Source organism: Dysgonomonas mossii (genome assembly GCF_004569505.1).
GTDB lineage: Bacteria > Bacteroidota > Bacteroidia > Bacteroidales > Dysgonomonadaceae > Dysgonomonas.
In genome coordinates, this window is record NZ_SPPK01000003.1 from 24,606 (window position 1) to 45,548 (window position 20,943).

The 20,943-nt window shown below is 35.3% G+C and carries 17 protein-coding genes; 7 read left to right on the top strand and 10 right to left on the bottom strand.

Features of this window, described 5'->3' with window-relative positions; all coding sequences use genetic code 11:
- Positions 1-14: 14 nt before the first annotated feature.
- On the bottom strand, positions 15-1,355 hold the full coding sequence (locus tag E4T88_RS10060; protein ID WP_135105318.1) for a DEAD/DEAH box helicase: 1,341 nt from the start codon (positions 1,353-1,355) through the stop codon (positions 15-17).
- Between the two features lie 56 nt (positions 1,356-1,411).
- Positions 1,412-2,635 (bottom strand): LA_2272 family surface repeat-containing protein, encoded by a 1,224-nt coding sequence (locus E4T88_RS10065; RefSeq protein ID WP_135105319.1) that lies wholly within the window; start codon positions 2,633-2,635, stop codon positions 1,412-1,414.
- Positions 2,636-2,919: 284 nt separating this feature from the next.
- Between E4T88_RS10065 and E4T88_RS10070 the strand changes: the two genes are divergently transcribed.
- A complete protein-coding gene (locus E4T88_RS10070) occupies positions 2,920-3,807 on the top strand; it encodes an OmpA family protein (protein ID WP_135105320.1) in 888 nt (295 codons plus the stop codon).
- Positions 3,808-3,959: 152 nt separating this feature from the next.
- Entirely contained in the window at positions 3,960-4,565 is a 606-nt protein-coding gene (locus E4T88_RS10075; protein WP_135105321.1) for a hypothetical protein, read from the top strand.
- A gap of 7 nt (positions 4,566-4,572) precedes the next feature.
- On the opposite strand, the gene E4T88_RS10080 is transcribed toward E4T88_RS10075, so the two are convergent.
- From E4T88_RS10080 to thiL, 4 genes are all read right to left on the bottom strand, one after another.
- Positions 4,573-5,304, bottom strand: coding sequence for a lysophospholipid acyltransferase family protein (locus E4T88_RS10080; RefSeq protein WP_135105322.1), 732 nt, complete (start codon positions 5,302-5,304; stop codon positions 4,573-4,575).
- Positions 5,305-5,388: 84 nt separating this feature from the next.
- The gene (locus E4T88_RS10085; RefSeq protein WP_135105323.1) at positions 5,389-8,436 is read right to left on the bottom strand and encodes a valine--tRNA ligase; all 3,048 of its coding nucleotides are present in this window, start codon (positions 8,434-8,436) and stop codon (positions 5,389-5,391) included.
- Positions 8,437-8,574: 138 nt separating this feature from the next.
- On the bottom strand, positions 8,575-9,492 hold the full coding sequence (locus E4T88_RS10090) for a hypothetical protein (RefSeq protein ID WP_135105324.1): 918 nt from the start codon (positions 9,490-9,492) through the stop codon (positions 8,575-8,577).
- 81 nt (positions 9,493-9,573) lie between these two features.
- Positions 9,574-10,605, bottom strand: a complete 1,032-nt coding sequence (gene thiL / locus E4T88_RS10095; RefSeq protein WP_135105325.1) for a thiamine-phosphate kinase — start codon at positions 10,603-10,605, stop codon at positions 9,574-9,576.
- Positions 10,606-10,727: 122 nt separating this feature from the next.
- On the opposite strand from thiL, the gene E4T88_RS10100 reads away from it, so the two are divergent.
- A complete protein-coding gene (locus E4T88_RS10100) occupies positions 10,728-11,924 on the top strand; it encodes an MFS transporter (protein WP_135105326.1) in 1,197 nt (398 codons plus the stop codon).
- On the opposite strand, the gene E4T88_RS10105 is transcribed toward E4T88_RS10100, so the two are convergent.
- From E4T88_RS10105 to sppA, 4 genes are all read right to left on the bottom strand, one after another.
- Positions 11,921-13,363: a transglutaminase-like domain-containing protein gene (locus E4T88_RS10105; protein WP_135105327.1), complete on the bottom strand. Its 1,443-nt coding sequence runs from the start codon at positions 13,361-13,363 to the stop codon at positions 11,921-11,923. The genes E4T88_RS10100 and E4T88_RS10105 overlap by 4 nt on opposite strands.
- A gap of 93 nt (positions 13,364-13,456) precedes the next feature.
- Positions 13,457-14,272, bottom strand: a complete 816-nt coding sequence (locus E4T88_RS10110; protein WP_135105328.1) for a purine-nucleoside phosphorylase — start codon at positions 14,270-14,272, stop codon at positions 13,457-13,459.
- 28 nt (positions 14,273-14,300) lie between these two features.
- The gene (lpxK, locus tag E4T88_RS10115; RefSeq protein ID WP_135105329.1) at positions 14,301-15,386 is read right to left on the bottom strand and encodes a tetraacyldisaccharide 4'-kinase; all 1,086 of its coding nucleotides are present in this window, start codon (positions 15,384-15,386) and stop codon (positions 14,301-14,303) included.
- A gap of 16 nt (positions 15,387-15,402) precedes the next feature.
- Positions 15,403-17,157 (bottom strand): signal peptide peptidase SppA, encoded by a 1,755-nt coding sequence (sppA, locus tag E4T88_RS10120; RefSeq protein WP_135105330.1) that lies wholly within the window; start codon positions 17,155-17,157, stop codon positions 15,403-15,405.
- A gap of 643 nt (positions 17,158-17,800) precedes the next feature.
- Here sppA and E4T88_RS10125 point away from each other — a divergent pair.
- The 4 genes from E4T88_RS10125 to E4T88_RS10140 all read left to right on the top strand — a co-directional run bounded on the left by E4T88_RS10125 (position 17,801) and on the right by E4T88_RS10140 (position 20,898).
- Positions 17,801-18,541 (top strand): GDSL-type esterase/lipase family protein, encoded by a 741-nt coding sequence (locus E4T88_RS10125; protein ID WP_135105331.1) that lies wholly within the window; start codon positions 17,801-17,803, stop codon positions 18,539-18,541.
- A gap of 1 nt (position 18,542) precedes the next feature.
- Entirely contained in the window at positions 18,543-19,076 is a 534-nt protein-coding gene (locus E4T88_RS10130; protein WP_167755450.1) for a hypothetical protein, read from the top strand.
- Between the two features lie 20 nt (positions 19,077-19,096).
- Complete coding sequence (locus tag E4T88_RS10135; RefSeq protein WP_135105333.1) at positions 19,097-19,786, top strand: SGNH/GDSL hydrolase family protein; 690 nt, start codon at positions 19,097-19,099, stop codon at positions 19,784-19,786.
- A gap of 164 nt (positions 19,787-19,950) precedes the next feature.
- A complete protein-coding gene (locus E4T88_RS10140) occupies positions 19,951-20,898 on the top strand; it encodes a hypothetical protein (RefSeq protein ID WP_135105334.1) in 948 nt (315 codons plus the stop codon).
- Positions 20,899-20,943 lie beyond the last annotated feature (45 nt).

Consider the following 20,943-nt stretch of genomic DNA (forward strand, 5'->3'; position numbering starts at 1 on the left):
CTAATGGTCGAAAATCAATCAGTCTTCTTTATAACGTTTCTTGCCACTTCTATTTTATATTTCTTACCCTTCATCTTCTCATCTCTGATATTACCCAAAAGAGTTTTTACGGCAGATGTTCGCACTGCAACAAAAGAGATAAAATCCTTAACGTCAATCAATCCCAAGTCTGATTTATCCAACTTTCCTTTTTGCAAGAAGAAGCCGACAATATCGCTTTTATTTAGTTTATTCTTCTTACCTCCACTAATATATACAGTCTGATATTCAGGACGATTTGGTAATTTCTTCCCCGGCGCAACTTTCAGAATATCCAAAGCATCGGAAATATAATCCGGCATTTTTTCGTCTTTAAATTGTATGATATACGAGGTTCCTGAAGCATGCATACGAGCTGTACGCCCGTTACGATGAACAAATTCGCTCTCTTTAGCCGGAAGGTTATAATGTATCACATGTTTCATTTCGGGAATATCCAATCCTCTGGCTGCCAGATCGGTTGTAATCAAATAATTCAGACTGCCATTTCTAAATTGGATTAAGATTCTTTCCCTGTCATCCTGATCCATACCCCCATGATAATACCCTGCCTGTATGCCTTTCTTGTTCAATAAATCACTGATACGCTCCGTAACTTCTCTGTGATTGCAGAAAATAAGTGCGGGCTCGGAATTAAATGAACATATTAAGTGGAATAAAGATTCTATCTTGTCTTTTTCGGGAGATAAAACGAGTTTAATTGAAAGGTTATCGCTTTTTTCTTCTTGTATATAATCAAGAACCACCGGCTTTTGCATTCCTACAAATTCAGGAATTTCCACATCGGAAGTAGCCGAGAGGAGAACCCTTTTTTGCAGGTTGGGCAGTTGGCTAATGATTGTATCCATTTCCTCCTGAAAACCTAATTGTAACGATTTATCAAATTCATCGAGAACCAGAATACGAATGGAATCTGTATCAAAAGATTTCCGTTCCAGATGGTCGGTCAACCTGCCCGGAGTTCCGATAAGTAAAGCGGGAGGATTGCTTAGGTTTTTCAACTCGGTATCAATAGAGTGCCCGCCATAACAAACATTTACTTTGAATTGTGTACCCATCTTTTTCCAAACTTGCTCTATCTGAAGAGCCAACTCCCTTGATGGAACAATTACAAGGCATTGTACTTTCTTTATATCCTCTTTCAGCAATCGGAAGATAGGTAGTAAGAAAGCAAGAGTTTTACCCGAACCTGTAGGAGATAATAGTAATGTATTTTGACTATCTATTATCGCCTTTTGGGCGGCAAACTGCATTTTATTCAGATTGTCAATCCCCAGATTGGATAATATGGCTGTATGTTGGTTTTCTGTATTCATCCCACAAAGGTAATATATTATCTTATAGCACTCTATTTCGTTTCTTATTTAGAATATCAAAATCGGTAACCCACACCAATCATCCATCCTATATATAATTGTTTGAAGCTATTGGGACTATAATCTTTCCACAAACTATGGGAGGAAAATAATTTTAGATTGTCTATTTTGGATGTTTGTAAAAAGTTAAATGTAGGTCCTGCAAAAATATTAATATTACTATTAATATTGTATGCCGGTAGAACCCGGTAAACAAAACGATAAAGAGTTTTGTGATCATAGTTTCTAAGTATTTCCTTCTCTCTTTCCTCTTCTTCTTTACTTTGTTCTCCAACTCTTATACTTGACCTTATTTTGGTCAATATGCCAGCTATAATTTCTGTATCTATTCTAAATTTATCACTTAATTGTATATGTGCACCCAAACCTCCCTCTAAGACAAAATGAGTATGTGGAGAATAGATATTATACCCGAATCCTACAATTCCATACAAAGATTGTCCTCCCGAGCGAAAACTAACTACCATATTCTGCATATCATCAAATGTCAATGCAAGATTCATATCTCCACCAGATTTTACAATATTTACCAACCCAATGGGATATTTATTATTATCCGAGATATTGATAATTCCAATTTGTAGACCTTTCATTATCTTAGCGTAATTGAACCCTCCAATCTGTACACCAACAAGCGTATCAGCCTCATTGCCCATAGCTATTTGTACTCCTTTTATTTTTTCACTGTTATTGAAAAAACCTATTTGTGCTCCTCTTATATTTTTGTATGCAAGATTAATTATCCCTATCTGCATACCTTGCATATTCCATATCACATTGTTGAGTCCGCCAATTTGTATACCCTTTATATCTCGCGCAACATGGATTCCCCCTATTTGTACACCATTCACGCAATCTCCCATTTGCACTCCTCCTATCTGCACACCACTGATGTTTTCTATATTGCTAAATGGAGAAATAACCACACCCTTTGCTTTGGTTATTTGATTATATAATCCACTAAATGTAAAACCTGATACATTTTCAGATCGTCCATATACTAGATTTAAAGATATATTATTGGTGTAATATTTTGTTTTGTAGCCATTGGTGCTTATTGTATTCCACAATCCGAGATTGAAAAATGTTTTATATTTTGGACTCTGTACATTTTGCTGATATTCGGAAATAGAATCTACTCTAATAGCAAGACTATCCTGTGCTAATAGTGATGCATTATAAAAAAGGACTAAAAATGTTATAATAAATGATTTTTTCATATATCATATTTTGTATCTGCTAGTGCAAAGATAAATTTATATGAATAATTAAATTAATTTCTATCCTATTTATAACATTGAAAATTTATCCGAATGCCAAGAATTAAAAATATGAAACTCCCCACTCTCACAAAACCCTACATAATAGTTAAATATCTGATCATTTTACGCTAAAAATTCAAACTCTAACAATCCATCTCTTAATAAATCTTTTTTTTAACAACCAAATGGCGAGGCTCATTGTTTAAATACAAATTATAAACATAATTAAAATCAGACTAGCTATGAAGTATTCTTTTTCCTTGCTGGTATTAACTGCAAGCATCATTTTTACTAGTTGCGTTAGTAAAAAGCAGTTTACGAATTTAGAAACAGACTATAATCGCCTGCAAACAGAACAGAAAGATTTACAAAGAAATTATCAGGAGAGCCAATTGCAATTAGCTGAAAGCCGTACCCGGGTAGCGAGCCTTGAAGAACGATTGGCAGAAGCCCGAAAAAACAATGAAGATTTACGTGCTGCCTATGCTGAGATGCAAGGTCTATTGAACAAGAGCCTTTTGCAAAACACGCAAGGCAATGTAAACATCACGAAGCTGGTAGATGAGATCAATTCGTCTAACCGCTTTATCCAACATCTGGTACAGGCCAAAAACCGATCCGACTCTTTGAATATCGTAATGATAAATAACCTCACACGTTCGCTTACACGCGACGAAATGCAGGATTTGGATATCAAAGTATTGAAAGGTGTTGTATATATTTCTTTGGATGACAGAATGCTGTATCGTTCGGGTGGTTACGAGATAAGCACCAAGGCGGGTGAAATTCTTAGCAAGATAGCTAAAATCATTATGGATTATAAGGATTATAGCGTATTGGTGGAAGGAAATACCGATACAGATCCTATTTCGCGTCCTAATATCCGAAACAACTGGGACTTGAGTGCTTTGCGTGCTTCTTCTGTGGTTCAGGCACTTCAAAACAATTATGGTGTGGATCCTAAACGTCTGACAGCAGCTGGACGTGGAGAATATAATCCGGTAGCAACAAATAGCACTGCCGAGGGAAAAGCTCTCAACCGTAGAACTCAGATAATTATCACTCCGGAACTGAATCAGTTTATGGAACTTATCGATCAGGCACCAAAAGGCCCTTCGAATATAGATTGATTATTCCTACAACAAATAGCTCATATAGTAAAGGTTGCTTCTATCGATAGAGGCAACCTTTTTCAATAAAATATACTCGCTTATTAATATTTGTCAATAATTCTATAACTTTCGGTTCTGAAAATACTAATTCAATTTACGACAGTGATACTATGAAGAAAAGAATTGTATATCCATATACTCTGGAGAAAAAAGATAAAATGATTAAATTAGAGATATCCGGAGGAAAGTTTTATATATTCTTGCATATATTAGTTTTCTTTTTGGCTATAGTTTCTGTGATTGGTCTCACTTTCTCTTTTTTCATAAATGATAGTTATACTATAAAAGATTATTTTTTCGTATGCTGTCTTTTGGTATTCATGTTCCTAATACTTCTTTTTACTTTCTACACCTTGAAATGGAAAAGAAAAGGTAAAGAGATATTTATTTTGCATCCTGATAAACTTGAATATATAATAGAAAACAAACCTTTTCGTACTCAAAGGAAGATTTATTATTTTACAACCATGATGATTGCATATAATATTGAAATTGAGTATGATAATAATAATGACTACGAGATAAAGGTAGATACAGATTTACAAAATATAGAGGGAAACTTCTCTATCATCTTTTACATGGACGAAGGGGAAAACATTATCTATTCTGAAAGGGAAGTTCCTATTGAAGTAATGAGAAAAATAAGAGAAGAGTATCTAATAAACATCAATGAAGATAAGGAAAATACAGATACTCTTTCTCATACACAAGTATAAGTAACCTTTATTTGTTCTCCTCAGGCAAAGCAGATTGAATAGTTGAATACACTTTATCCATCAATTCCGCAATGTCATCCGCTTTAAGATCCTTAGTTTCTATAGGGTCATGAAATGTCAATTTTATCTTTGCCGGACTCATTTTCCACGAGTGTATTGGCAAAACTTTATATGCCCCATCAATCGTAAGAGGGACAATAGGTAATTTCAAGCTCACTGCCGTCTGAAAAGCCCCTTTCTTAAATTCTGCCATCCGTCCGTCCGGTGAGCGATGCCCTTCGGGGAAAACTACGGTAGACATTCCGTCTTTCAGTGTATTTTTGGTATTTCTCATTGTATCTACAATCCCCTTTCTTGTAGTAGAATCTACAAAAACATGTCCCGCTTTTGCTGATGCAAAGCCCACTAAAGGCATTTTTTTGAGACCTTGTTTCATCAACCACTTAAAGTTGTGATCGAGATAACCATATATAAGAAATATATCGAACGCTCCCTGATGATTGGCTACAAAGACATACGATTGGTTTTTATCCAATTTTGAATTCCTATTCACCTTGATCTTCAACAGAGCAGCCATACAAACAAAACGCCCCCATATCACTCCGGGATAGTAGCCCCAAAACTTATTGTTTCCTAAGGTCGATCCGATAATAATAGTAAGGGTACACCAAATTGTAGCTAATATTAACAGCGGAACAAATATGATCCATTGGTATAAGAGGTAGAGAATCTTTATCATTCGTTTAAATTTGAATAATTTTATTTGAAACTATATTTTGTGTAAAAAGGAGCTATCTGAACATAGCTCCTCTCCTACTTAATATCATTTGTTCAGATTTGCAATACTTTCCTTAATCGTCTTTATCTTGCTTTCGGCATCAACTTGCTTTTTACGCTCGTTTTCTACGATTTCAGGCTTAGCATTAGCAACAAACTTCTCGTTGCTTAATTTCGCTGCAACTGATTTTAGGAAGCCTTCAAGATATTTAAGCTCGTCATTCAGCCTTTTCAATTCGGCTTCTATATCTATATTATTTCCAAGTGGAACAGAAAACTCTGTAGTGCCAACAAGGAAAGAAACCGAAGTAGGATCTTTTTCGGAAACAGTATTTATCGAAGTAAGGTTACCCATCTTAGAGATCACAGTATCGAAATCTGTATTATATTGTCCTATTACTTCTAACGATAATTCCTCTTTATTCGGAATGTTCTTTTGCAAACGAATAGTACGCACACCTGCAATCACCTCTTTCACTTTCTCGAAAGTATCAATCAGATCATTGCTGAAAGAAACCTCTTTCGGCATTTCAGATACCATGATACTCTCTCCTGCTTTGCGTTCAGCAAGAGCCTGCCATAGCTCCTCTGTAATAAACGGCATAAATGGGTGAAGCAAACGAAGCAGAGAATCAAAGAAGCCTAACGTTGCTTCATAAGTCTTCTTATCTATAGGCTGTTGATAAGCGGGTTTTGCCATCTCAAGGTACCAAGAAGAGAACTCGTCCCAGAAAAGCTTATAGAGAGACATTAAAGCTTCAGAAAGGCGATATTTTCCAAACAAATCATCAAGCTCCGAAGCAGTCTTAGCCAATACATTCTGGAACCATTCTATTGCTATTCTCGACGACTCAGGCTGTTCGATAGAGTTGCTTACCTCCCACCCTTTTACCAAGCGGAAAGCATTCCATATTTTGTTATTGAAATTACGTCCCTGTTCGCAAAGACTTTCGTCAAAAGGCAAGTCGTTACCCGCAGGTGCTGTAAGTAACAAGCCCATACGAACACCGTCAGCTCCGTATTTTTCCATCAGTTCGATAGGATCGGGTGAGTTGCCAAGTTGTTTAGACATCTTGCGCCCCAATTTGTCGCGAACGATACCTGTAAAGTATACATTATTAAAGCATGCTTCGCCACGATACTCGTATCCTGACATGATCATACGTGCCACCCAGAAGAAAATAATATCCGGGCCGGTAACAAGATCATTCGTTGGATAATAGTACTTAATATCCTTATTGTCCGGATTATTTATACCATCGAATACCGAAATAGGCCACAACCATGACGAGAACCATGTGTCGAGACAATCTTCATCCTGACGCAAATCTTCCATCTTGAGGTTTGGATTTTGCTTTTGAGCCTCTGCCAAGGCTTTCTCAGGGGTCTCTCCTACTACAAATCCACCTTCGGGCAGATAGTAAGCCGGAATCTGATGTCCCCACCACAACTGGCGGCTGATATTCCAGTCCTTTATATTTTCCATCCAATGACGGTAAGTATTCTTAAACTTCGCAGGGTGGAATTTGATTGTGTCATTTTCCACAGCTTCCAAAGCAGGCTTTGCCAGATCTTCCATCTTGAGGAACCATTGCATAGAAAGCTTCGGCTCAATAGGTACATTCGTACGTTCAGAGTAACCCACACTATTTGTATACGCCTCTGTTTTTTCCATCAAGCCCAATTCTTCAAGGTCTTTTTCGATTTTCTTACGTACATCGAAACGATCCATCCCTTCGTATTGAAGTCCATGAGAATTTAACGTTCCATTATCGTTGAAGATATCAATAACCTCAAGATTATATTTTTCGCCCAGCATATAGTCATTTACATCGTGGGCAGGTGTTACTTTCAAGAATCCTGTACCGAATTCCATATCCACATATTCGTCTTCGATAATAGGTACTACACGATTGGCAATCGGCACGATCACTTTCTTGCCTTTCATGTGTGCAGTCTTCGGATCATTCGGATTGATACATACCGCAATATCTCCAAAAATTGTTTCGGGACGAGTGGTAGCAACAACAATATACTCAGCGGCCCCCTCAACTCCCCCATAAGGGGAGCTATTAAGTGCAGTTTGAATTATATCTAAAATAAATTCAGTGTTAGCTATTACTTCTTCATTAGAAAAACGTAATACTTTATACCCTAAATCTTCTAAAATATCATCCCGCAGTTTATCAGCATTTTCTATTTCCGGCTCGTTATGATATTTTCCATCTACCTCAATAACTATTTTTTTATCAAGACAGACAAAATCAACAATAAAATTTTCAATTATATGCTGTCTTCTGAATTTTTCTCCGAGCTGTTTTCTCCTCAACATTTCCCAAAGCGCATTTTCTGCTTCTGTTGAGAATTTACGCATCTCTTTAGCATGTTCCTTCAGCAAATTATAGTTATCCCACTTTGCTGTTTGATATTTCGGAGCTTTAAGCGCGTCAGCCGCATCCCCCTCCTGGGGGGTCTGGGGGGCCACTTTATATCTTAAATAATATAATTTACCGTTTACTTCGTGATGTATAACTTCCTCATCCGAAACAGCGGTTTTAGCCGACGGATCCCAGTTTACCATACGTATTCCACGATAGATAAGACCCTTATTATATAAATTTACAAAAACTTTCAATACGCTTTCGGAACGTATAGGATCCATAGTAAAAGCCTTACGATCCCAATCACATGAGGCGCCAAGCTTTTCTAGCTGTTTTAGAATGATGTCCCCATGCTTGTGAGTCCACTCCCAGGCATGTTCAAGGAATGCTTCACGGCTCAGGTCGTTTTTGCTTATTCCTTCGGCAGCAAGTTTACCCACTACCTTTGCTTCTGTAGCGATAGATGCATGGTCTGTTCCCGGTACCCAGCACGCATTTTTACCCATCATACGGGCACGGCGTACAAGTATATCCTGTATCGTATTATTCAGCATATGCCCCATATGAAGGACACCTGTGACGTTTGGTGGAGGGATGACGATTGTATAAGGTTCGCGACTATCAGGTTCTGAATGAAAGAACTTATTCTCTAACCAGTATTTATACCATTTATCCTCTACTTCGGCAGGATTATACTTACTTGCAATTTCCATATTATGTGGTTAATATATATTTTGAGATACAAAAATACAAAATAGTTGCTTATATATTTGTATTTTCCTTTTTATAAAAAGCCTCAGATACTCGAAGATGAATACCTGAGGCGAACTGTAAATGTAGAAAAGTTATAATTAATATGGTCTAATCTGTGATTTTACATATTCGTAAGTTGTTTTACTGCCCCATATGCCCTCTAGTTCAGAATTGGGACGATATACAGACTCTTTAGCATAGTATTCGGAGTTGTATCTATACATATTTTCTGCGAAAGGTGTTTCTTTGCCACCATGCACAACATATATTTCTCTTATATTATGAATACGTCCTTCGTTTCCGAAAAGAGCAATAAACAACCATTGAGGGATATTCATATGTTTATATACTCCATTAAAGCTATCATATAAATATTTTTCTTCACTGGCATACCTATCATCCAATAGTGAGATATAGTTGTACTGCGAAACATCGCCTTTACTATTATACTTATATTCCTCTGTATAATTAATCGTATTTTCTTCAGGAGGGTTAGAAAACCTCACTTTATTATATTTTACGGCTAAGCCCTTGGATAACTCGATAGTTTCTTTGAATTTTCCGTTCAGGGTAATTTCAATAAGATTATTTTTTTCGCTTTTTAGATCATATACTCGAGTTTCGGTATGTGTAGAATAGTCATTATCCTTAATCCAGCTTTTTATCACATCTGTTTGTGTAATACCTACTAGATCTGTTGAGCTAAGAGACTTCTCAGATGTAGAATATACAGAATATTCCAATTTTCGGGAGATGCTGTATACTAATACATTTTTATCTGCTTTTTCGTTATTCAATCTACGATAAGTTTCCTTTAGTATATTTACCGGACGGTCAGAATTATCATATTCAAAAGTTGTAATATGCGTATAATCATACTGAGGCTCGGCATCATAAGACTGCTCTGTTTTTATTGTTTTTGGCAATAAACTATTATCCCTTTCTATAGGCTCAGAAGTATCACATCCTGCAAAAAATATCAGGAAAAAAGAAGAAAGAAAAAATATCTTTTTCATAATATTGTAATTAAAGTTAATCATCTAATAAGATAGATGAATAACATGCATGATTTGTTGCGTCCTACAAAAATTATGAGCTTATTTCTCTCCTATCGAATCCCAGCCTTGCGCTTTTATTTCTATTTCTGCCCCATCACGGGTTTCAAGAATAAAGCTATTACCCTCTTTGGTGATATGACCGATCACATGTACTCCCTTTATCTTCGATACTTTGTCGTGCATAAACAAAGGAACAGTAAACAACAATTCATAATCCTCTCCCCCATTCATTGCCACAGTAGTTACATTCATATTGAACTGTTCGGCCATCATGGCTGTCTGATAATCGATAGGAAGTCTTTCTTCATAGATATGACATCCTACATTACTTTGTTTGCAGATATGTTTCAGCTCGGAAGATAATCCGTCTGAAATATCGATCATCGAAGTCGGCACAATCCCTTCTTCAGCAAGAAACTTCACAATATCTTTCCGTGCTTCAGGTTTCAATTGGCGTTCCAAAAGATACTCTTTTCCTGTAAAATCAGGTTGAAAATCGCTTTTCCCGTCGTATATGGCCTTTTCGCGTTCTAATAATTGAAGCCCCATAAATGCAGCACCCAAATCTCCTGAAACACAAACCAGATCTGTTTCTTTTGCTCCGTTACGATACACGATTTTCCCTTCTTCTCCTTCGCCGAGGCAAGTAATACTGATAGCCAAGCCGGTAAGCGAAGCAGAAGTATCGCCACCAACAAGATCTACGCCATATTCCTGACAAGCAAGGGCAAGACCATCATAAAATAATTCTAAATCTTCAACAGAAAATCGCTTTGAAATACCCAACGATACGGTCACCTGTTTTGGTTGCCCGTTCATTGCATAAATGTCTGAAAAATTGACTATCGCTGATTTATATCCCAAGTGTTTCAGAGGAACATACATCAGATCGAAGTGAATACCTTCAAGCAGCAGATCGGTTGTTACGAGTGTCTTCTTATTTCCATACGACAAAACAGCAGCGTCGTCCCCTACCCCTTTTTCTGAACTTGAATTTTTTAGTTCTATATTTTTTGTCAGATGATCTATTAGACCAAATTCTCCTAGACTGGCAATTTCTGTTCTTTTCATTTATCTAAAAATTAATTGAATACAAAAATAGTCATTCTATCCTACAATGGCAGTAAAACAAACCGCCCTTTTTTATATATCAATATTTAAGTCTACATTTGCAGACTTTTACTCCATTTTTGATGAAAACAACAACGCAAACAGGAACAGCTTTTGCTATACTTTCGATGTTGGCTGTATGCCATATGTTGAATGATATGCTGCAATCGATCATTTCGGCGGTATATCCCTTACTGAAAGATTCGCTATTGCTCAACTTTACTCAAATAGGGCTTATCACACTCGTCTTTCAGTTATCGTCCTCCATATTCCAGCCTGTAGTGGGGCTTATCACAGATAAACGACCTCAACCCTATTCTTTGCCGATAGGAATGGCATTTTCTATGATCGGAATCCTTTCACTTTCTTTTGCAGGAAGTTTTATTCATGTGTTGATCGCCGTATTTCTTACGGGACTTGGATCATCCATCTTCCATCCTGAAGCATCCCGCTTGGCCTATATGGCTTCGGGTGGAAAGACAGGATTAGCACAATCTATCTTTCAGGTAGGAGGAAATTTCGGATCATCCGTAGGCCCATTATTAGCCTTATGGATAATTACACCATATGGTCAACAGAATATCAAGTGGCTGTCGCTTATAGCTCTTGTATGTATTGGTATTATGCTTGTTATAAGTAAATGGTATAAGAGCAATCTTTATAGACTTAAACCCGCCAAAAAAAATGATAGCTCTATAGAAAAACAGTCTGTATATTCTTCGGGCAAAGTAGCCTTTGCCATCACGATTCTACTCATACTCATATTTTCAAAATATGTATATATGGCGAGCCTGAACAGTTATTATATGTTTTATTTGATCGATAAGTTTGGTGTTTCGGTAAAAGATGCACAACTATTTTTGTTTGCATTCTTATTTGCTGTGGCACTTGGTACAATTATAGGAGGTCCTATAGGAGACCGTATCGGACGAAAATATGTAATTTGGGCATCGATATTGGGTACAGCTCCTTTCGCTCTCATTATGCCTCATGTAGGGCTTGTATGGACATGCGTACTGAGCATCTTTATAGGATTTATACTTTCTTCTGCCTTTTCAGCGATTCTGGTATATGCACAAGAACTTGTTCCCGGAAAAGTAGGGTTAATTGGTGGTTTATTTTTCGGACTGGCATTTGGAATTGCCGGCATAGCATCTGCCATACTGGGAAAAATAGCGGACGAAACCAGCATACAGCATGTATATGATATCTGTGCTTATTTGCCTCTAATCGGACTTGTTGCAGCGTTTTTACCTAATACGAAGAAGGAAAAAGCTTAGTTCAAATATTCTACATCAATGTCCCAATTCCATTGGTTGAAATAGATATTTCCTCCCCACCATTCTAGTTCGCCTCGCTGAAAATCAACCGTTTCACTCCGAGGATATATTTTTTCAGGGAAAAGAGGCTGTGAGTAATCATCGTTTACGATCCAACGATATGCATCGATACCATTGGCATAGAAATATTTAATATCGTCACTCATTTCTAAGTCTCGTCGACCAAAAGACTGGTCGACAGGTACCCAGCCTATACCCTCAAAATAAACCTCTGCCCAGTCATGTAAATTGAGCTCATTGGGATGCATCATAAATCCACTTTGCCATTTTGCCGGAATACCATTATAACGAGCAAGCGTAATGAAAAGTAAGGATACTTGCCCACAGTCTCCATGATGGTTTTCAATCACATACTCAGGTATATTCGGTATCGTAGAATATTCACGAGCACCTGCCCAAGGATAGTTATCACTGATGAAGTCGAATATCTTCCTGACCTTCAGGTATGGATTCTTTTCATTCCCTATGATCCGGTCAGACAATCGTTTTATCTGATCAGTAAAAATTATATGAGCCTCCCTCTCCGCAGTATATTCTTTATACAAATCTGAATTCGTATCATAATCCTTTATACTTTCAGGTTTTATATTGAACCACTCGGCAGCCGAAGCATAAGAAAATTCGAATGAAAAGGTTAACGGCTTATCCTTTTCTGCTATTTTTTGCATATACAATGTCCGCTGAGCATAATCGGATGGGGATATAACATAGTTATTATCATTTACAGAGAGTAACTTTACGTCTGTCTGCCGACGATTATCTTCGCGCGGATAAGGCAGCCAACACCGCACCATTTCTCCGGCTGGAACAACATTCTGCTTAAGGGTTACTCTATATTTTACTTTCATTTTCACAGGAGGCATTTGAGTGTTTCCTGTATTTTTCAAACCATCTACAACAGATGGTAAATGTGTTTTCAGTACATTCTGTAATTCATCTTTTTGGTTTCCGTCTATTTCCAATTTACGTTTTATCGCCTGTTTATTTATTCTGAATAGATTTGGAGCAGCTCTGCTCATATACTTTTTTTCTCCATTGATAATCATCGATTCGAGAGATTTCTCATTTTCCCACTCGGAGAGCATCTTATCATTTACATCGGGATAATATTTTTTAATGAACTCAACAACATCAGATTTGTTTTTCGAAAAATCTATCGCTATCCTATCAAGCACATCTTTCTTAAAATTCAGATTATAAATTTCCTCTGACGATAAGCTGTTTTGAGCAATGTACAGGTCTATCATTTTTTTCGATTTGTCGAAGTTTCCCTTCGATATCTCAACATTTATCTGATTGATTGTCACTTGCTGCTGCGCATAAGATACAGTGGAAACACAAAAATATAGGATGATAATAGATATAATGTATGTTTTCATAAGAAATGGATTTGAATAAAACCTACCTATAAAGATAAATAAAAAAGGATACAGAAATTCTGCATCCTTTATATTTCTAACATTTTCAATTTGTTAATTCAGTCTCTTTATCACCTCTTGCATAATATAGGCCATCTTGGGTTGTGCTATTTTAGCGGCTTCCTGTACATCTTCGTGCGTCACCTCTACAATCTTTCCTATGATACCTATATCAGTGATTATAGAAAACGCCAGTACTTTCATTTTTGCGTGATTGGCAACAATTACTTCAGGTACTGTAGACATACCAACGGCATCGCCACCGATAATCTTAAACCAATTATATTCGGCAGGAGTTTCGAAAGTAGGGCCTTGTGTACCTATATAAACACCGTGCTGCAACTTAATATTATTTTCTTTGGCAATATTCATAGCCATCAGACGAAGTTCTTTGTTATACGCTTCGCTCATATCGGGAAAGCGAGTGCCAAGCTCTTTGTAATTCTTACCTCTTAATGGGTGTTCGGGAAATAAATTTATATGATCATCGATAAGCATGATATCGCCTATATCGAAGCTTCCATTCATTCCTCCCGCTGCATTTGATACAAACAAGTACTGAATACCCAATGCCTGAAAAACACGAATAGGGAATGTTACCTCCTGCATAGTATAGCCTTCGTAGTAGTGAAATCTTCCTTGCATAGCCAATACGGGCTTTCCGCCAAGCTTTCCAAAAATAAGTTTTCCGCTATGTCCTTCTACTGTAGAAAGTGGAAAATTAGGAATTTTTTCGTATGGTATTTCTTTCTTATCGCTTATTTCGTGCACTAATTCTCCCAAACCTGTGCCCAAAATAATAGCTATATTGGGTACAGTACCCACAACATTTTTTATAAACGATACTGTTTCGTATATTTTTTCTAGCATATATTTTATTTGTTATTCCTAAAACAGTTTAGTTAAGTTTAAATCTACTGTCTTCTACGTGCTTTAATATTTTATCTTCAAAATCGTCTCCTTTGTCCATAAATGCAACTTCGATAGGAAGATAATACAGATATTTTCTTATTTCTTCATCTATATCTTTCAAAACTAATCGGCTTGCATCTTTTTCTGTAACCAGAATTATTTTTTTCTCTGAACTTATATTTCTAAACTTATCGGAAATATACTTTATGTCCTTTGTCTTAAAATTATAATGATCAGGATATGTTATTGTTTCTATTTTACGGGTATACTCCGATAGTTTTTTTATTATCACTTTAGGCGAAGCTATACCTGTAGCCAATAAAACAGTCTTGTTTCGTAAGAATTCTAACGACCTGCTTTCTCCGCTATTGGGAAATACAGGTTTTAATTCTAAATAATCGAAAGTAGTAAAATAGAGACTTTGATATGGGAAAGGATTCACATCATGCAAAATAATGCGATAATCGATAGGCTGCAAGTCCCGAGGACATTTAGTTACGATTATCATATTTGCATCATCTATTTTTGAAAAAGGTTCTCGCAAACGTCCTGCAGGAAGCAAAGTATCTGCATATATAGGACGATTGAAATCTGACAGGATAATTGTAAAAGATGGTTTTACATAACGGTGCTGAAAGGCATCATCCAATAAGATTATTTGAGGTGGGTTCTTTAGCGATAAAAGCTTTTTTATACCTCTACGCCTGTCTCCATCGACAGCTACGATAACATCCGGAAATTTGTTTTTTATTTGGAACGATTCGTCACCAATGTCTTTACTGGTCGTATTGTCGTCTGCAAGAACAAATCCTTTGGTTCTGCGCTTATATCCCCTGCTTAACACCCCTACCCTATATTTATCCTTCAACAAACGGATAACGTACTCGGTATGCGGAGTTTTTCCCGTACCTCCTACAGTGATATTTCCTATGCAGATAACAGGGATATCAAACTCTTCCTGCTTAAGTATTCCCCAATCGAAAAACTTATTTCTAAAAAATACAATCAGCCCGTACAACCATGAAAATGGTAGCAGCCATTTGTTGATATGCACGGGCTGTTGTTTTATCATTATATAGTTACAATCTTTATCTTATGCTTATGTCATAAGGCATGCGAGCTTGAACAAAATCTTGTTCCTTTATCTCTTTTATAGTCTTGAATAATTCATAATCCTTACCAAGATATTCTTTCATTGCCTTTGTTGCAAATTCTTCTTTCTGGTTGGATAATAAACTTTCTAAAAAGTCAACTTTTTTAGGATAATCCTGCAAAGAATAATCATCAAGTTTGGCAAGTTTCGCTGCTTCTTGTATCGCTGTATCTATATTTCCAAGAGCATCTACCAATCCTATCTTCAAGGCTTGATTACCTGTCCATACCCTACCCTGAGCAATATGATCTAACGAATCTTTCGGTATATTACGTCCTTCTGAACAACGAGTTAAAAACAGGTCATAGCCATGCTCAATATATTGCTGCAATATTACTTTTTCCTCAGGTCTCATCGGGCGGGTAGCATCTCCAAAATCAGCAAATTTATTTGTTTTCACATTATCAAACGATAATCCTACCTTTTTAGTCAATCCCTCAAAATTTGGGAACATACCAAAAATACCGATTGATCCTGTCAATGTATTTGGTTGAGCAATAATTTTAGATGCATTACATGCAATATAATAGCCTCCCGATGCGGCATAGTCTCCCATAGATACTACCACCGGTTTCTTTGCTTTCAGGTCGGTAATGGCTTTCCATATTTGTTCCGAAGCATAAGCACTTCCTCCGGGCGAATTGACACGGAAAACTACGGCTTTTACTTTATCGTTATCTTTTAATTTTTCAATTTCCTTCACATATCTCTTATCAGTTATACCATCTTTACCGGATCCATTGTTTATAGATCCTTCGGCATAAAGTATAGCAATAACATCTTTAGAATTACTTTCTTTTACAAATGGTACCGAGGTCATATCCTTGATAGATGCCATTCTCACATCTTTCGCTTTTTCTACTTTAAGCAAATCTTTCAGATATTCTTTTACTTCTGTCTCATACATTAACGTATCCACAAGCCCATCACTAACTGAAGCATTGGCTAATTTGAATGTTTGTAAAGAATCTGTCAGTTGGTTTATTTTATCTACTGATATTTTTCTCGAGTCTGATATTTCGGATGTAATAGTAGACCATATATCGTTTATATATGCTGTAACCTGCTCTCTATTTGCATCACTCATTTTATCAAGCATAAAAGGCTCAACCGCAGATTTGAATGTACCTACTTTAAATATCTGCATCTCGATACCTACTTTATCAAGCAACCCTTTGTAGAAAGTAGGTGAAGATGAAAGTCCATGCAAATCGAGATTACCCTGAGGGTTCATTATTACTTTGTCTGCTACTGACGATAAGTAATAGCATCCTTGTGAATAAACATCGGCATAAGCAATAATAAATTTTCCACTTTCTTTAAAGTCTGCTAACTGATCGCGTATTTCTTTCAACGAAGCATTAGAAGCAGCAAATGCACCGGCATTAATATAAATTCCCTTTATATTATCATTCTCCTTTGCTTTCTTTATAGATGAAAGAATATCATCCAATCCTATTTCTAAATCCGTATTTTGACCTATCAAGTCTAAAAACGAATTTGGTTCTACTCTTTCAGACAGAGTACCTTCAAGTTTCAATGTCAATACAGTATTATCTTTCAAATTATATTTATCAGATGAGCCGAAAGACATAGCGGCTATTATAAGAATAAATATAAAAATAAAAATACCTATAACGATAGAACAGCCTACTATAGAGGCTAATAAACTCTTAAGAAAACCTTTCATCTTTTACATTATTATATTAATGAATAACAAAATTATATATTTATCTGTGAATATGCTACTTAAATTAGTATTTCTTATCAATTGTTTCTTATTCTTCATTTACATATTTCGATTATCAAAAAAGATTGTTGATAAACTGTTGATAACTGTTAATAGATTTTTAAAACAAAATCAATTGTTTTATGAAACTAAACAACATATATGAAATAAGTCGCAGATAACAATTAAAAATCACAGGCTTTTATCATTCTGCTATGAAAGGTTTATCAACAATTATTAATAGATTAAAAAATGAAAAATTATCAACAATCATAGTTATTAACATTGTTTTAATAAAGTTCATAATACGCTTTATATAAATAATTTGTATAATTTTACTCTGTTTAATAACTCACTTTTATAAGTGAATGAACTTTTAATATCGATATTTACAAGTATTCTTCCAAAAAAGAATAAACACAATTAACAGTCTATTACAAACACAATGATTTTTTGTTAAGTTTAAATTAAAAATTAATAATATATATAATGTTTAATAAACTCCTTTTAGTTTTTAAATATATCCTTTTTATAATAGCATGTTGTTTTGTTACCAACTCCAATTGGTGCAATCGGGTAAATAATCAGATCACTTATAATTGAGATGAAAAAGAAATTTATTTATACCATTTTTGTTATATCTGTATTACTTAATTTGATATTGATACCATACATAGGATATAGGTTATACAAAGACAGATTGAATAACGATATCTTTAAGCTAAATGCTTATGCATGGGCTAACAGTCAACTGAAAATACCTGAAGTTAATGAAAATAGGGTCGTGTTTATAGGGAATTCTATCACTGAAAATTGGGTACATCTACGATACAAATTCTTTGTAGATAATAATTACGTATGCAGGGGAAAGGGTGGACAAACAAGTTCATTGATGCTTTTACGTTTTAGGCAAGATGTTATAGAATTGCATCCTAAAGTTGTTGTCATAAGCGCAGGTATAAATGATATAGCCGAGAAAACAGGTGAGTACGATCCTGTGTTTACGATGGATAATATAAAATCGATGGCCGAATTAGCTGATATGAATGACATAAAAGTAATATTAGTTTCTCTTCTGCCATGCAAAGGTCATGGATGGGAACCGATTAAGGATGTACCAGTGAAAATAGATGAACTGAATGAACGTATAAAAATTTATGCTGACGAGAAAGGTTATTACTATTTAGATTTGAATACTCCTATGCGGGATAGTGAAAACGGTATGATAAATAGTTATTCTCTTGATGGATTGCATCCTAACGAAGAAGGGTATAAAAAAATAATGGAACCTTTGGTACAAAAGGCTATTAATGAAGTTTTGAATAAAAATGATAAAAACGAATGATATGAAAAAAGTAATTTTGATTCTGTCTTTAATATTAAGTACCGGTCTAGCTTATTCGCAATATGGAGGAAGTTATAAGGTTGGTTCCGGCTTTGATCCTTCTAAACTTACTTTCGGAGGTAATATGAATTTACAATTCGGGAATTATACAGCTGTGGGTATTTCTCCTCAGGTTGGTTATAATTTTTCTAAATATTTTACTGCCGGGGTAGGATTAGGATATAACTATTTCAGAGAGAAAAATTATGATGTTAAATGGAGCAGGCATTATGTAAGTTTTGATGTTTTTGGACGTTTTTATCCTGTTGATTTTCTTGTCATAAGCCTTCAGCCCGAAGCCAGCCGTGTATGGGAGACTATAGAAAATAGTGGAAATAAATATAAAACTAATAAATTTGTACCGTCTGTTCTTATAGGAGGAGGTTTGCGGTACATGAATATGATAGCCATGATACAATACGATGTAGTACAGGACGAATATTCACCTTATGGTAATAATCTTTTCTATAGTATAGGATATTCATTCAATTTTTGAAATATAAATACTTATTTATCATGAAAAAAGTAATTTTAATTATGTCCTTTTTTTCCTTTTTTGGATTATTCTCTCACGCACAGGAATTTAATAAACTTATAAATCTCGATAGGTATGCCGAAGCGAATGCTGCATTGCCTGCACCTGCCAAAGGTGAAAAGAGAGTTGTCTTTATAGGGAATTCTATTACTGATGGATGGCCTAATGCACACCCTGATTTTTTTAAATCAAACAATTATGTAGGTCGTGGAATAAGTGGACAAACCAGCCCGCAATTGTTGTCCCGTTTTCGTCAGGATGTAATTAATCTTAAGCCGGTTGCAGTATTGATAAATATAGGTACAAATGATGTTGCTCAAAATACAGGTCCATATAATGAAGAATTTACTTTAGGAAATATCATGTCGATGGCCGAGCTGGCTGATGCTAACGGCATAAAAGTGATATTATCATCTGTAACACCTGCGGGCGAATATCCTTGGAGAAAAGAGATAAAAGATGTACCTCAAAAAATAATGTCTCTGAATGCGAAAATAAAAGCTTATGCCAAGGAAAAAGGATTTTCATATATAGATTATTTTTCGGTGATGTGTGACGAAAATAATGCTTTAAAAAGTAATCTAGGTACTGATGGAGTACATCCTAATGAAGAAGGTTATAAGATAATGGAAGCTACAGCTAAAAAGGTAATAGATAAAGTAATAAAATAAGATATTTTTATTCTTAATTATTTGGAGAGTGTCCTTCGTTTAGGATGCTCTTTTTTGTTTGTATAGAAGTATTTATCGATTATATATGCCTATATGTAGATATTGTTTTAATGATCAGTACAATTATTATAAACTTGGTTTTTAAAAATAAATGAAAACCAAAAATGATTAATTTCTTTGATACTTTATATACATTTATACATATAAAACATAATCCTTTATCCAGATATTTCTTATATCCGTTTCTACGTATTCCGACCCTCTATTTCGTTAATTTGTTTGTTCCAATATATTTCAGAATAACAGCAAATAAAGATGAATATAAATTGAAAAAATCGGATAAAGCAAGTAATCGTATTATAGTTTCATTGACTTCTTTTCCTCCACGTATAAATAAAGTATGGCTTGTGATAGAATCTATCATGAGACAGGAATTAAAACCTGATAAGATTTTATTATGGTTATCTAAAGAACAGTTTTCCTCGTTATCAGAATTGCCAAAAAACTTACTTCGGTTACAGGACAGAGGACTTGAAATAAGGTTTTGTAATGAAAATCTGAAGGCACATACAAAATATTATTATACTATGCAGGAGTTTCCTGATGATATTATTATAACTGTTGATGATGACATTTTATATAATTCATATATAACACAACATCTTATCGAATTATCTGAAAAATATCCTCAAACTATTTGCTGTTGCCGGGGATGGGAAGTAAAGATTAATGATAGAAATCTGGCAAAGTATAATGAATGGAAAATGATAAATGATGCGAAGTCACCTTCTATTGATATATTCCCTACAGGTGTAGGAGGAGTACTTTATCCTCCTCATTCTTTGCATAAGGATGTCTTTAATATTGATTTATTAAGAGAATTATGTTTTTATGCAGATGATGTTTGGTTGAATGTTATGGCACATCTGAAAGGAACAAAATACGCTAAAACTGAATATTCGTCACACTATCTACCTATTAAATTTAAAAATAGAACCCGACTTAGGGATATAAATGTAACTGAATCTGCGAATGATACTCAGATAAATAATCTCAGGAATTATTATAAGAAGATATTGGATAAAGATCCTTATCATATGTTATTTAGATAATTATTTACGGAGATCTTTACTTCGTAAAATCAAAAAACTGTATGT

What these genes read in the sequence shown, in the direction of transcription:
- E4T88_RS10140 (WP_135105334.1), top strand. Translation starts at nt 19,951, where the DNA reads ATGATTAATTTCTTTGATACTTTATATACATTTATACATATAAAACAT.
- E4T88_RS10105 (WP_135105327.1), bottom strand. Translation starts at nt 13,363, where the DNA reads ATGAAAACATACATTATATCTATTATCATCCTATATTTTTGTGTTTCC.
- E4T88_RS10075 (WP_135105321.1), top strand. Translation starts at nt 3,960, where the DNA reads ATGAAGAAAAGAATTGTATATCCATATACTCTGGAGAAAAAAGATAAA.
- E4T88_RS10080 (WP_135105322.1), bottom strand. Translation starts at nt 5,304, where the DNA reads ATGATAAAGATTCTCTACCTCTTATACCAATGGATCATATTTGTTCCG.
- E4T88_RS10125 (WP_135105331.1), top strand. Translation starts at nt 17,801, where the DNA reads ATGAAAAAGAAATTTATTTATACCATTTTTGTTATATCTGTATTACTT.
- lpxK (WP_135105329.1), bottom strand. Translation starts at nt 15,386, where the DNA reads ATGATAAAACAACAGCCCGTGCATATCAACAAATGGCTGCTACCATTT.
- E4T88_RS10110 (WP_135105328.1), bottom strand. Translation starts at nt 14,272, where the DNA reads ATGCTAGAAAAAATATACGAAACAGTATCGTTTATAAAAAATGTTGTG.
- E4T88_RS10100 (WP_135105326.1), top strand. Translation starts at nt 10,728, where the DNA reads ATGAAAACAACAACGCAAACAGGAACAGCTTTTGCTATACTTTCGATG.
- E4T88_RS10090 (WP_135105324.1), bottom strand. Translation starts at nt 9,492, where the DNA reads ATGAAAAAGATATTTTTTCTTTCTTCTTTTTTCCTGATATTTTTTGCA.
- E4T88_RS10065 (WP_135105319.1), bottom strand. Translation starts at nt 2,635, where the DNA reads ATGAAAAAATCATTTATTATAACATTTTTAGTCCTTTTTTATAATGCA.
- thiL (WP_135105325.1), bottom strand. Translation starts at nt 10,605, where the DNA reads ATGAAAAGAACAGAAATTGCCAGTCTAGGAGAATTTGGTCTAATAGAT.
- E4T88_RS10130 (WP_167755450.1), top strand. Translation starts at nt 18,543, where the DNA reads ATGAAAAAAGTAATTTTGATTCTGTCTTTAATATTAAGTACCGGTCTA.
- E4T88_RS10060 (WP_135105318.1), bottom strand. Translation starts at nt 1,355, where the DNA reads ATGAATACAGAAAACCAACATACAGCCATATTATCCAATCTGGGGATT.
- E4T88_RS10085 (WP_135105323.1), bottom strand. Translation starts at nt 8,436, where the DNA reads ATGGAAATTGCAAGTAAGTATAATCCTGCCGAAGTAGAGGATAAATGG.
- sppA (WP_135105330.1), bottom strand. Translation starts at nt 17,157, where the DNA reads ATGAAAGGTTTTCTTAAGAGTTTATTAGCCTCTATAGTAGGCTGTTCT.
- E4T88_RS10135 (WP_135105333.1), top strand. Translation starts at nt 19,097, where the DNA reads ATGAAAAAAGTAATTTTAATTATGTCCTTTTTTTCCTTTTTTGGATTA.
- E4T88_RS10070 (WP_135105320.1), top strand. Translation starts at nt 2,920, where the DNA reads ATGAAGTATTCTTTTTCCTTGCTGGTATTAACTGCAAGCATCATTTTT.